We start from the raw sequence: 12,591 nt of genomic DNA, 5'->3' as shown, positions 1-12,591 counted from the left end.
GGGTGAAAAGGGGTGAATTTAACCGAGTGGATTAAAGCTGTGTTCGGACGGGAGACAAAGATTAACCTGAACACTGCCACAATGAATACGACAACAGATATTTTTATAAAAGAGTTGGCAATTGCAGTGGGGATTAATATGATTGCATCAACCGTTAGCAAGTGCGAATTCAGAACTTACCAGCTCGGGCAGCCAGTACGGGGAGAGGAATACTACTTATGGAATATAGAGCCTAACCAAAATCAAAATTCAAGTGATTTCATTCAGCAATTTATAACACAGTTATGCTATGAGAATGAAGCACTAATTGTTGAACTGAATGGAAGATTGTATGTGGCTGACCATTTTACCAGACAGCAGTTTGCACTTAAAGAAGACACATTTAGCAATATAACGATTAAAACGCTGTCATTAAATAAAGTATTTAGTGCACATGAAGTCATATACATGCAGTTGAATGACAAGAACATAAAATACTACCTTGACGGATCATACACACAGTATGGAAAAACAATTGCCCATGCAATGAGATCCTACATGCGATCAAATATGCAAAAAGGTGTACTAGAAATAGATGCAGCATTACAGCAGAGGCCAGAGTTCCAGAAAGAATTGCAGGAATTAATTGACAATAGGTTTAGGCCGTACTTCGATGCGGAAAGTGCGGTGCTTCCTCTGACGAAAGGGTATAAATATACGGATACTTCGAGCCAAATGAGTGCGAGTAATAGTACACCTGCTGACATATCGGAACGTATAAACTATGAGTTTGAAATATCAGGAAGAGCATTTAAGATACCAAAGGCATTGATGATGGGTGATATTTCGGATGTACAGCAGATTACTAAAAATTTTCTGACATTCTGTATTGATCCGATGACAGATAAGGCGGGAGAAGAGATTACACGAAAGAGATATGGAGCAGAACAGTTCGCAAAAGGAAATTACATGGAGATCAACACAAATGCGATCCAGCATGTGGATGTATTCGACATGGCAACTAATGCGGACAAACTATTATCATCTGGGATCTATTGTATTGATGAATTGAGGACAAAGTTAGGGGATGTGCCACTTGATACCGAATGGTCTAAAAAACACTACATTACGAAGAATTATGCCGAAGCGTCACAACTTAAACATTTGGAAGGGGGTGAATAAGAAGTGAAAAAAGAGACAGATTTTTATTTTTGCTTTCAGCAGGATAATGGAAGTAATATTCATAAGCTATATATTTATGACAATGTTTCGGAATATGGAGCGCTTAATTGGTCAACATGGGAATACGAAGAAAGTCAGACCAGCGCAAAGTATTTCAGAGATCAGCTTGAAGCTATACCGGAGGAACATACGATTGAACTTCATATCAATTCGAACGGCGGTAGTGTGAAAGAAGGCGTTGCAATCTATAATCTTTTAAAACGTCATAGAGCACAAAAGATAGGGTACGTTGATGGCGTTGCATATAGTATTGCGTTTGTAATACTACAAGCATGTAACGAAAGAATTATGGGTGTAGGTACAAGTGCCTTAATACATAATATGTGGATCGAGACATGGGGAAATGCAGATCAATTGAGAAAAGAAGCGGATGATCTGGACGTGCTTATGGAGAGTAATCGCAAGATCTTTATGGAACGCGCTAAGGGAATTAGCGAAGAGGAATTGAAGAAGAAAATGGAAGCGGAAACGTATTTAACACCAGACCAGTGCGTTGAATATGGATTTTGTGACAAAGTGGAAAGTATGGAAGGAGAAGAGAAAGGACAACAGACACAACAGGCATTGCAACAGGCTATACAAGAAATGAAAGTAAAGTTGATGCAGCAGCAGACATTTAGGAATGAGCTTAATAATATGTATAAAGAATTAAGAGAAGAAAAAACGGTTAATGAAGTTAAGGAAGAGATAAAGCCAGAAAAGAGTAAGATGCAGGAAATATTCGAGCGGATAGCAAAAAATAATGAGCAGTGAAAGAGAGGAAAAGAAAATGATTAGTAAAGACATTATGGTACAGGATAGACAGGAACTTGCGCAGCAATTTTCAGAAGCTTTGGCTTCGGGGGACGAAAAAAAGGTAGCACAGGCGATGGCAGACATGGCCGGAAACATACAACAACAAGTGCTACAGGAGGCGCAGTTGATTAATGTGGAACAGGCAGACGCCACAACACTTGCACAGCGCGGAATCAGGCAATTGACATCGATAGAAAAGAAATACTATGAGTCTGTTATTGATGCTATGAAGTCTAATGATCCGAAACAAGCGCTAACAAACCTTGACGTAACCATGCCTGAAACAATTTTCGAAGACGTATTCACGGAGTTGGTAGCGGAACACCCTCTTCTTGATGCGATTGATTTCGTCAATACGACCTACATAACTGAATGGATTTTAAATAAGAATGACAAGCAGATCGCAACATGGGGAAAAATAGACGCAGAAGTGGAAAAGGAGATTAGCAGCGGATTTGAAAAAATCAGTATGATTCTTCACTCGTTAACTGCTTTTATGCCAGTTGCTAAGTCTATGCTGGATTTAGGGGCACAATGGCTTGATAAATATGTGCGTGAGGTCTTAAAAGATGCATTATATGTAGGGCTTGAAGAAGGGATTGTAAACGGCACTGGTTTAGAGCAGCCAATTGGAATGACAAAGGATCTGGATGCCGCGCGTGCAGACGGAGAAGCTTATAAGGACAAGACAGCCATTGTTGTGAAGGATTTTACTCCTGCAACATACGGTGCCATCTTATCTAAACTGGCGAAAACAAAAAACGGCAGGGCGCGAACAATTACAGAGGTGATCATGATTGTGAATCCGGTGGATTATTTTACAAAAGTAATGCCGGCAACGACAATAATAACGCCGCAGGGAACATATGTGAATAATATACTTCCGTTCCCGACTCGGGTAATACAATGCGAACAGATGGAAGAAGGAAAAGCTGTAATTGGAATTGTTAATAAGTATTTTATGGGAATGGGTACGGGTAAGGATGGTGTGATTGAAGCGTCGGATGAATACCGGTTTTTACAGCGAGAGAGGGTATATCTTGCATATATCTACGGAAACGGTAAGCCGAAAGACAATAAGGCATTTGAAGTTTTAGACATTTCAGGGATCGAACCAGCCGCATATGTAATTAAAAAAGCAGGGGATACACAGACGGTAGAAGTAGAAAAAACTGCATGGACGCAAGAAGAACTTGAGGGAATGACTATTGATCAGATTAAAGGGCTGGCAGCATATAAAGGATACGATATTACTAAAACTGTAAAAGCAGAGATAATAACAGAGTTTTTAGAAGCGCAGGAAGTGGTTTAATGATACGGCAGCAGGCAATTGCTTGCTGCCATTTTTAAAGAGGTGACATATGAATGATGAGCAACTTATTCAAGACATTTTAAATGAGCTTGATATTACCCATACCGATCAAAAATTAAATAAAAAGATGCAGGATATTATAAATCGTGGGGAAGGTTATTTGCAAAGGAAATATGGGGGTAAGCTGGATTATAAAACAGATATGCAGGCCAGGGAGCTTTTATTTTCATATTGTAGATATGCTAGATCAAATGCAATTGAAGAATTTGAGAAGGATTTTCTAAGTGATATCACAGAACTATCTATCCGTGGGGCAATTGAGGCAAATAAAGAAGGTGAAAGTAATGCCGAATAGAAAAGGAAAATTTGAGGAATTTAATGATGGTGTAATGTCTGTGTATAGAGTGAATGAAGAGGACAACATAATACCAAAGCTGGATTATGAAATCAGGTACGGGGAAGAAGTAGTAAGCATTAAAAGGCATTATGGTGCGAAAGCGGTTGGAGAAGAAATTGTGAAGTCTATTCATGTACAATTGATGTCCGAGATAGATACACACGATATTGTGATCATAGATGGACGGCAGTATGAAATCGAACAGATCCAACCGGATAAAAGTACGTTACCGCCTATTTTAAGAATTTCTCTCACGAAATTAGAGACGCACAGAGAGAAGAAGATGGATTATGAGTAGTAATAGTGTCAAACCTGACGATTTGGCTAAAGCAATAGCGGAAGGGTTAGGTGAGTGGTGCGAAGAGGTTGCAACAAGCGTATTTGAAGCAGTGGATATGGCAGCAGATCGTTGCAATGAAGAGATTAAGACGCATTTATCAACCGGGTATGGAGTAAGAACTGGAAAGTATATCAAAGCATTCCGAATTGAAACAACAGAACAAACGAAATTTAACAAAAAGAAAACCTGGTATGTCGCATCACAAGAATACAGAAAAACACATCTGCTTGAAAATGGTCATGCTTTACGGCAGGGGGGGAGATCGCCGCAAATAAAACATATAGAATTTGGAGAGCAAATAGCTCAAGAAACAATGGTGGAATTGTGTGAAAAGGCGGTGAGTGCAGAATGAAGGACATATTAGCATGGCTTAAACAAACAGGTATAAAAACAGAGGATACCGCATTTAAAAAAGCGGTCACGACTCCTTTTATGGTGTTTATCGACACTCAAAATGTGTCAGGACATGACACAAAAAATTGCATTATTGATCATGATTTAACGGTGGAATACTATGATTCCTCGATCAATCGTAAAAATGAAGAAAAAATAGAGGTACTATTTAATGATGCAGGTTTGGAGTATAAAAAAGATCGGCAATGGATGGATAGTGAAAAAGTGTTTATGACGGTATATTATACTGGGTTTGCAGAAAGGATGGAGAATAATGGATAAAGGAACAAACAAGAAAGTAGCAATGGGCAGTGGACATCTGTATTTTAGAGAATTTGAAGATGCAGTAAAAGCAATGACGGTGGCAGAAATGATAACAGCCGTATGCATTGAAGAAAATCGTATGGGATACATAAAAAACGGTGCAAAAGTTGAGTATAAGCCGACGTTTACAACGGAAAAAGACGATCTGGGATATCGAGTAAAAGAGGTATTAACAGAAGAAGAGGCTAAATTTACAACGGGACTTTTTACATGGAACGGAAATACTCTAAAGACTTTAACACCAACAGCACGGGTAAGCGAAGAAGGGAAGTACAGGATTGTAAAGATTGGTGGTGTGAATAATGATGATCAAAAAAATTATGTAATTATTTTTCACCATGAAGACAAAGAAGAAGGGGACTGTTGGTTAATTATTGTTGGGAGGAATACGGCAGGTTTTACGCTGACGTATGCAAAAGACAGCGCAACAGTTATTGATGCTGAATTTTCATGCAAACCACAGGACGAAGAAGGGACACTGATCAAGTTTGTTGAAGAGATAGATATCAGCGTAACACCGGAAGTATAAGCAATGGAAGAGAGGAAACATAATGGAGAATTGTATAAGTTTTAAAAACAAGAAAGTGACACATATAGACTTTGAACTATATGATGGAAAAGTGATTAAAGTAGGAACACCGAGTAAATATACATACGATATTATGGAAAATATGGATAAGAAATTAAAAACTTGTACAGTATCAAATCGTGATACAATTGATGATCTTTATGAACTTGCGGCTTTAATTTTATCCAATAACCTTGCCCGGGAAGAAATAACAGTCGATTATGTATCAAAGCAATTAGATTTCGACGATCTAATTATTCTGTATAACGCATACAGGGATTTTGTTATCCAGGTAAAAACGAACCCAAACTAATTTTACCCTTCTATCCTATTGAGGAAGAAGGGTTTTTTGATATCAAAACATATTGGGAACATTTAGTTCATGAATATACAGGATTAAATATGATTGAGATTGATAACCTGAATGTCGTGGATTATTGGCAGTATAGAAGAGATGCGTTTATACATGAGTGTAATCAAACAGAGGCCGGACAAGAATATTTAGAAAATGCGTATATGTTACAACAGACAGAACCTGATCGGGAACAGTTAAGATCGTTGTTCGGTTCAGAAAGGGGGTAAACGATGGGAAAAGGTATAAAAGGGATTACGGTAGAAATTGACGGAAATGTAACTCCTTTAAATAAGGCATTGACTGGCGTTAACAAGAATACAAAGGAGTTGCAAAGTGAATTGAAAGGGATCAATTCACTTTTGAAATTAGATCCATCGAATACTGACCTTTTGAGGCAGAAGCAAGTGGTTCTAAAATCAGCAATTTCCGAAACAGAATCAAAACTGAAAACTTTGACGGAAGCACAAAAGCAAATGGTTGCGGCAGGAAAAGATGTAAATGATCCAGCATATAGAGACTTACAGAGAGAAATAGTATTAACAACGTCAAAATTAAATGATCTAAAATCACAGGTTACTACATTTGAAAAATTAAAAGTAGCTACGGGTACGTTTGGTGATAAAATTGCAGCAATAGCGCAGAAAATACCTGTAGTAAACAAGCTGGGAACAGCGTTTACAGAAGTTAAGAATAAAGTTAAGGAAGCCGCGGATGGATCAGAGAAGATACAAAAAGTGAAGACGGCAGTTGAAGGGGTAAAAGAAAAAGTATCTTCTACAGCTGATAAGATCCCAATAATAGGTAAATTAGGTTCTGCTTTTGAATCTGTCAAAAATAAAGTTGGAGAAGTGTCAGGAAAATTACCAACATTAACACAGATGTTGAAAAAAGTGGGGGAAGAAGGAACTAAACTTGCACAGGGAGGTTTTCAAGTTGTAACAACTGCCGTTGGTGGAACAGCTAAAGCGTTTGCCGCTTTTTCAACAGCTGCGATCGGTAGTGCAACAGCTATTGCAGGATTGGCAGTCCAGCAAGCATCAAGCCTGGATACAATTGATAAGATGTCACAAAGCCTGGGAATGTCTAGAGAAGGATATCAAAAGTGGTCATATGTATTGGGACAAAATGGTGCAGACATTGACAGCTTCGGTACCGGGATGAAAAAAATGGTATCAACTATGCAAACGGCTTCTGAAGGAAATAAAAGCGCCCAATCAACCTTCAAAAAATTAGGGGTGAGCATTAATAACACAGATGGAAGCCTACGAAACCAGGAAGAAACTTTAACTGATGTAGTGAAAGCGTTCCAGGGAATGGAGGAAGGAACTGAAAAATCAGCATTAGCCACGGAGGTATTTGGAAAACAAGGGCAAGCGTTGTTGCCTTTGCTGAATCAACAAAGTGGATCAGTCGAAGAGCTGATGAAGCAATGTGAAGATTTGGGAATGGTTATGAGTGATGAGACAGTCGACGCTGCGGTAGTATTTGGGGATACTCTGGATGCTTTAAAACAATCAGCACAAGGCCTATTTAATACTTTTGTCTCAACAGGAATACTGACAACATTTACGGGAGCCATGAATACGGCAATGGGAGCTATCAAGGATCTACTGCAAGCGTATAAAAATGATGGAATATCAGGTCTAATAGACCAAATGAACATAACGATATCTGATTTGCTTGGAACCGCAATAGAAAAAATATCGGCTGCGGCCCCAGATCTAATCGCTACTGCAAGCAGCTTGCTTACAGCTATAATAACAACGATAGCAACAAATTTACCAGTGCTGATAAATGGTTTGCTTCCGACATTGTTAACGGCTTTCTTTGGGTTGATTTCTGCTATTATAAATACGTTCCCGACTTTATTACCGCAGTTACTATTAGCTGCGGTAACTTTTTTTGGCGGAATAATGGATGGACTAAACCAGATTATTCCTCAATTAATGGAAATGCTCCCTGTGATAATTACAAATTTGTGTACGGTAATAACAGAGAATCTGCCTTTTATAGTAGCAAGTGGAGTCGAAATATTAGTAAATTTGATAAACGGTATAGCAAATGCTATTCCGCAACTTATGACGCAGATAATTGCATTAATACCGGTTATTGTACAATGTGTAGTTGATAACCTTCCAGCGATTATAGACGCTGGAATGAATATCTTATCAGCTATAATTTCAGGCATTATACAGGCGATACCACAACTAATAGCTGCATTGCCACAAATGATATCAGCTATTCTTAACACAATAACACAAAATTTACCGAAGATATTGGATCAGGGTATAGTTATTCTACAGAATATTATTAACGGCATTATTCAGGCGATTCCTGCATTAGTTGAGGCTTTGCCTAAAGTAATAACATCGATTATTCAGTTTATAATTGATAACTTACCCCAAATAATAGAATCAGGTATCAAATTAATTGGAGCACTAATAGAAGGACTAATTAAAGCGATACCAGAAATAATAAAGGCTTTACCGCAGATAATTTCATCTATTATTGAAACTTTTAAAAACACAGACTGGTTGGAGGTAGGGAAAAATATAATAAAGGGAATTGCAAGCGGTATTGTAAGTGCAGCGGGTAGTATTGTAGAGGCAGCAGTTGATGCAGCAAAAGATGCTGTTAATGCCGTTAAAGGATGGTTAGGAATAAAATCACCTTCAAGAAAAATGCGAGATGAAGTCGGAAAACAGATGGCGGCTGGTCTGGGCCTTGGATTTGTGGATGAAATGGAATCACAGGAGCAAGATATGCAGGATTCAATTCCGACTACATTTGATAGCTATATAACGGCACAGAAACGAAGTGCAGATAAGATACAATACGCAGGTTATGGAGGTTATGTACAAAATATAACAATTAATAGTCCGCAAGCTTTGTCGCCAGCAGAGACTGCGAGACAGACACGGAATGCAACACGGCAGATGGTTCTGCAACTTAAGAGGGCATAACATGAAAAAAATTGTATGTAGAAATGACAATGGTTTATCTGCTCTCTTTATGTATGATCATGAGCAGACGGAATATTTTTTGGAAAGTTGTGATGGTATCTATACCGTGAAAAATAAAGTAAACCGATCACAAAACGCAACTACAGATGGATCAACATACAACGGGGAGGGGTTGGAAGAAAGAAATATCGTAATAACCGCAAACATAATTAGAAATTATAGAGAAAATAGAGAATATCTTGCTAGGGTATTTAAAATTCATTCAGAAGGAACTTTTATACATGAAGAGAACGGGACAAAAAGAGAAATAAAATATAGGGTTGAAAGTATAGAAGTGTCGGAAATTGGGGTGATCAGGACAGCTGTAATTTCACTGATTTGTACAGATCCATACTTTACAGATGGAGAAGAAATAACAGTTGAGATGTCACAATGGTACGATGAATGGGAATTTGAATTAGAGATACCAGAATCAGGTATAGAATTTGGACACCGGGAGACAGAAACAATAAAACAGATTGATAATGAAAGCACTAGGGATGTAGGATTAACAATAACATTAGAGGCAGACGATTATGTTGTTAATCCTACCATATATAACCAGACAACAGATGAAACGTTAAAACTATTATGCACAATGGAGCCATATGACATTATTATTATCAAAACAATAGAAGGTAACATAACAATTGAATTGATACGTGGTGGAATTGTGATTGATTACAATTATACGGTTGATGAAGACAACGATGGATACATACAATTACAGATAGGTCGCAACGTAGTGAAATATGATGCGGACGAAGGTGTCGAATACTTAAATGTTAAGCTTGAATATTCAAACAAGTATATTTTTGCATAGGTGATAAATATGTCGGTCGAAAATAAAGTATTGTTATGTATTTATGATGAAAATTTAGATAGGAAAGGAATAATTGATGTATTTAGATCCCTTATATGGACCAGGAAGTATTACGAGTGTGGTAATTTTGAATTACATGTGACATTGAATGAAAAAAATTTAAAATTACTTACGGAAGGAAGTATTGTTTCTAAGAGGGACATTAGGAGATCTCAAGGAAAGATAGAAAAATTAATCTGTAAAGAAAGCGGTATTGTTGAAGGAATTACGATAGACGATACCGTTAATGAAATTACCGCAATTGGGAGATTCCTTTCATCTATTTTGGACAGAAGAGTTATTAGAGAAACTATAAATTTCAACGGAAAAACAGAAGTAGGAATGCGAACATTAGTTTCTTCCGTTACGAAAATACCGTTTTTACAACTGGGTGAATTGTATGGGTCACAAGAAATTGTAGCTTTTCAGGTGTCTTATAAAGAGCTGTATGGGTATATATGTAAATTAAGCAAGTATAGTAATTTAGGATTTCGTATAAGAGCAGATTACAAAAACAAATTACTACTTTTCGAAGTATATTGCGGGATTGACAGATCAGAGAATCAAAGGGATAGAAGTAGGGTAACATTTTCGGAAATATATAAAAATCTAAATGGTGTCTCATACGTATATAATGACCAAAACACTAAAACGTGCGCTATAGTAGCGGGGGAAGGAGAGGGAAACGATCGCGTGGTTATATCAGTTGGAGGGGGTAGCGGATGGGATTTGCGAGAAGCGATTGTAGATGCAAGGGATGTTCAAAAAAATGAACTTACTGATGTACAATATAAAGATGTGCTATCACAGAGGGGGCATGAAAAGTTGGCCGAATATGGTGTGGTTGAGTGTTTAGAAGCAGAAACAAAGCCTATGGTAAACTTTGAATATAAAAAGGATTACGAATTAGGGGACATCGTGACGGTAAGAAAAAAAGATTGGGGGATTGAAGCAGATAAAAGAATAACAGAAGTGCAGGAGGTTTATGAGAACGGAAGTTTTAATCTATTTCCGACATTTGGAGATCCATTACCGGAAAAGATTGATCTTGAAAGCTAAGATGGAGGTGAGAAACACGGCAGAGCTAAGCAGTTTTTTTAATGCGATAAATCATGATCGAAAATATAATGCATCACATTGGGCTGATTATTTTAAACCGCTTTTTTGCAATGGGGTATTTAATAATGATCTACAGGTAATTGCGAATGGAAGTATGCAGATTATGATCAAGCCAGGGTATGCGTGGATTAATGGGTACGGATATCATAATACAGATAATCTAATCCTGGATATTGAAACGGCAAGTGGAAATCTCAATAGAGTGGATAGTATCGTGTTGCGATTAGACCTAACTGAAAGAAAAATAGGAGCTATTGTAAGAAAAGGTAATAATGCGTCCCAGCCCGTTAGTCCACAGAATGAGAGGACAGGAGTTCTATACGATATAAAACTTGCTGATATAAATGTAGCGGCAGGTACTACAAATATTAGTCAGTCTATGATAACAGACAAAAGAATGGACAGTGATGTATGCGGGTGGGTAACCGGATCGGTAGAACAGATTGATTTTTCGCAAATATCTGTACAGTTTGAAACATATTTTAACGAATTTCAAACAGATAACTTAAATAATTTTAATGTTTGGTTTGAAAGGATGAAAGAGCAATTATCTGAAGAAGCTGCCGGTAATTTACAGTTACAATTAGACAATAAAGTAAATATTGTGGTATCAAACCAGGATATACCTATAAATAATAGGAAAGTAAAAACTTTCTATTATTTTATAAAGGATCGACAAAGTATTAGCATGGTTGATAGTATCAGAGTTAGTCCAAATATGGGAATAAAACTTATATAAGGAGAAGATTAAATGAGTGAACTTCAAAAAGTAAGAGTACAGTTATACGATTCGAATGATACTTTAGTTAGTGATGTTGATATATTAACATCCGCTGACTGTGTTTATTTTAGCGATGGAGAGACTTTTCAACAAAAACTGGATGCTGGGAGTTTAAAAGGACAAACAGGTAGTAGGGGGGCGATCTGGTGGTCTGGAACTGGAATAACAGGAACATCTACTACGGCAATGGTATATGCACAATCAGGCGTTACCGCTGCGCTTATTAATGACTGGTACTTAAATACTAATACCGGATTAGTATATCAATGTACAGTGGCTGGTGCAGCGTCAGTCGCAAAATGGATTTATAAGGGAAGCATCAAGGGGCCAACAGGAGCAGCTGGAACGCAAGGTATTAAAGGTGAAACCGGTGCAAGGGGAGAGGATGGAACAACATGGTTGTTTGGAAATACTGCGCCGACAGCGGCTACGGGGAAGGATGAAGATTATTATCTGAATTCTTCCAATTTTGATATTTACAGGAGATCAGCGGGGAGCTGGAACAAAATTGGAAATATCAAAGGTGAAAAAGGCACAACTGGTACTAAAGGTGAAACAGGAGCAGCAGGACAAAGAGGAAGCAAGCACTATTTTGGTACAGCTATTACGGGAACGGTAACGGAAGGAACTGTATTTTCAAGTTCTGGAATTGCATCGGCGCTGGTAGATGATGAGTATCTAAATACTAGTACATATAATGTATATAAATGTACGCTTTCCGGAGCAGCAGCAACAGCGAAATGGGCATACATTGGATGTTTAAAAGGAGAAAAAGGTGATACCGGATCAACAGGACAGACGGGAGCACAGGGGCCAAAAGGCGCGGATGGTGACTCAATCAAGGTGGGAACATCTTATGCAACCGCAACGACAAGAAAAATATTTTTCAAGGTGGTGAATTAAATGTCAGAAATTTTAAAGATAGAATGCCAAGATGAAAACGGTAATATATTCTATTCCCACACATCAGCGGATGTTGTTTTTTGTGCAGATGGTGAGACAGTAGAACAGAAACTTGCTGCACTTGAAGAAGCTGACAGAAATATAAATAATAATTTAAGCTGGCAAAAACTCTCCGAATCAGGTGTTGTTGGCAGTAGCAATCCTGTTAACAGGGACTAT

General features: G+C 37.8%; 15 protein-coding genes. All 15 read left to right on the top strand.

Annotation, left to right across the window (positions count from 1 at the left end; genetic code table 11):
- Positions 1–12: 12 nt before the first annotated feature.
- Positions 13–1,161: a phage portal protein gene (locus KTH90_RS19990; protein WP_238727334.1), complete on the top strand. Its 1,149-nt coding sequence runs from the start codon at positions 13–15 to the stop codon at positions 1,159–1,161.
- Between the two features lie 3 nt (positions 1,162–1,164).
- Positions 1,165–1,974, top strand: coding sequence for a head maturation protease, ClpP-related (locus KTH90_RS19985; protein WP_238727333.1), 810 nt, complete (start codon positions 1,165–1,167; stop codon positions 1,972–1,974).
- A gap of 16 nt (positions 1,975–1,990) precedes the next feature.
- Complete coding sequence (locus tag KTH90_RS19980) at positions 1,991–3,328, top strand: phage major capsid protein (RefSeq protein ID WP_238727332.1); 1,338 nt, start codon at positions 1,991–1,993, stop codon at positions 3,326–3,328.
- 49 nt (positions 3,329–3,377) lie between these two features.
- Positions 3,378–3,683 carry a hypothetical protein gene (locus KTH90_RS19975; protein WP_238727331.1) on the top strand — a complete coding sequence of 102 codons (306 nt, stop codon included), beginning with the start codon at positions 3,378–3,380 and terminating at the stop codon, positions 3,681–3,683.
- Positions 3,673–4,023 (top strand): phage head closure protein, encoded by a 351-nt coding sequence (locus KTH90_RS19970; RefSeq protein WP_238727330.1) that lies wholly within the window; start codon positions 3,673–3,675, stop codon positions 4,021–4,023. The genes KTH90_RS19975 and KTH90_RS19970 overlap by 11 nt, the downstream gene beginning before the upstream one ends.
- Positions 4,016–4,417, top strand: a complete 402-nt coding sequence (locus KTH90_RS19965; protein ID WP_238727329.1) for a hypothetical protein — start codon at positions 4,016–4,018, stop codon at positions 4,415–4,417. Before KTH90_RS19970 ends, KTH90_RS19965 begins: the two co-directional genes overlap by 8 nt.
- Positions 4,414–4,740 carry a hypothetical protein gene (locus tag KTH90_RS19960; protein ID WP_238727328.1) on the top strand — a complete coding sequence of 109 codons (327 nt, stop codon included), beginning with the start codon at positions 4,414–4,416 and terminating at the stop codon, positions 4,738–4,740. The genes KTH90_RS19965 and KTH90_RS19960 overlap by 4 nt, the downstream gene beginning before the upstream one ends.
- Positions 4,733–5,311, top strand: coding sequence for a hypothetical protein (locus KTH90_RS19955; RefSeq protein WP_238727327.1), 579 nt, complete (start codon positions 4,733–4,735; stop codon positions 5,309–5,311). The genes KTH90_RS19960 and KTH90_RS19955 overlap by 8 nt, the downstream gene beginning before the upstream one ends.
- 22 nt (positions 5,312–5,333) lie before the next feature.
- Complete coding sequence (locus KTH90_RS19950; protein ID WP_238727326.1) at positions 5,334–5,663, top strand: hypothetical protein; 330 nt, start codon at positions 5,334–5,336, stop codon at positions 5,661–5,663.
- A gap of 272 nt (positions 5,664–5,935) precedes the next feature.
- Positions 5,936–8,668: a hypothetical protein gene (locus KTH90_RS19945; protein ID WP_238727325.1), complete on the top strand. Its 2,733-nt coding sequence runs from the start codon at positions 5,936–5,938 to the stop codon at positions 8,666–8,668.
- A 1-nt stretch (position 8,669) separates the two neighbouring features.
- A complete protein-coding gene (locus KTH90_RS19940; protein ID WP_238727324.1) occupies positions 8,670–9,530 on the top strand; it encodes a phage tail domain-containing protein in 861 nt (286 codons plus the stop codon).
- A gap of 9 nt (positions 9,531–9,539) precedes the next feature.
- Complete coding sequence (locus KTH90_RS19935) at positions 9,540–10,628, top strand: siphovirus ReqiPepy6 Gp37-like family protein (RefSeq protein ID WP_238727323.1); 1,089 nt, start codon at positions 9,540–9,542, stop codon at positions 10,626–10,628.
- A complete protein-coding gene (locus KTH90_RS19930) occupies positions 10,618–11,427 on the top strand; it encodes a hypothetical protein (protein ID WP_238727322.1) in 810 nt (269 codons plus the stop codon). The genes KTH90_RS19935 and KTH90_RS19930 overlap by 11 nt, the downstream gene beginning before the upstream one ends.
- A 12-nt stretch (positions 11,428–11,439) precedes the next feature.
- Positions 11,440–12,372 (top strand): hypothetical protein, encoded by a 933-nt coding sequence (locus tag KTH90_RS19925; RefSeq protein WP_238727321.1) that lies wholly within the window; start codon positions 11,440–11,442, stop codon positions 12,370–12,372.
- On the top strand, positions 12,373–12,591 hold a 219-nt coding region (locus tag KTH90_RS19920), incomplete at its 3' end, for a hypothetical protein (protein WP_238727320.1). It lies immediately after the preceding gene.

It is taken from the genome of Diplocloster modestus, assembly GCF_019042245.1.
GTDB lineage: Bacteria > Bacillota > Clostridia > Lachnospirales > Lachnospiraceae > Diplocloster > Diplocloster modestus.
The sequence above is the reverse complement of the archived record's forward strand: the minus strand, read 5'-3'. Positions and strand labels throughout refer to the sequence as shown.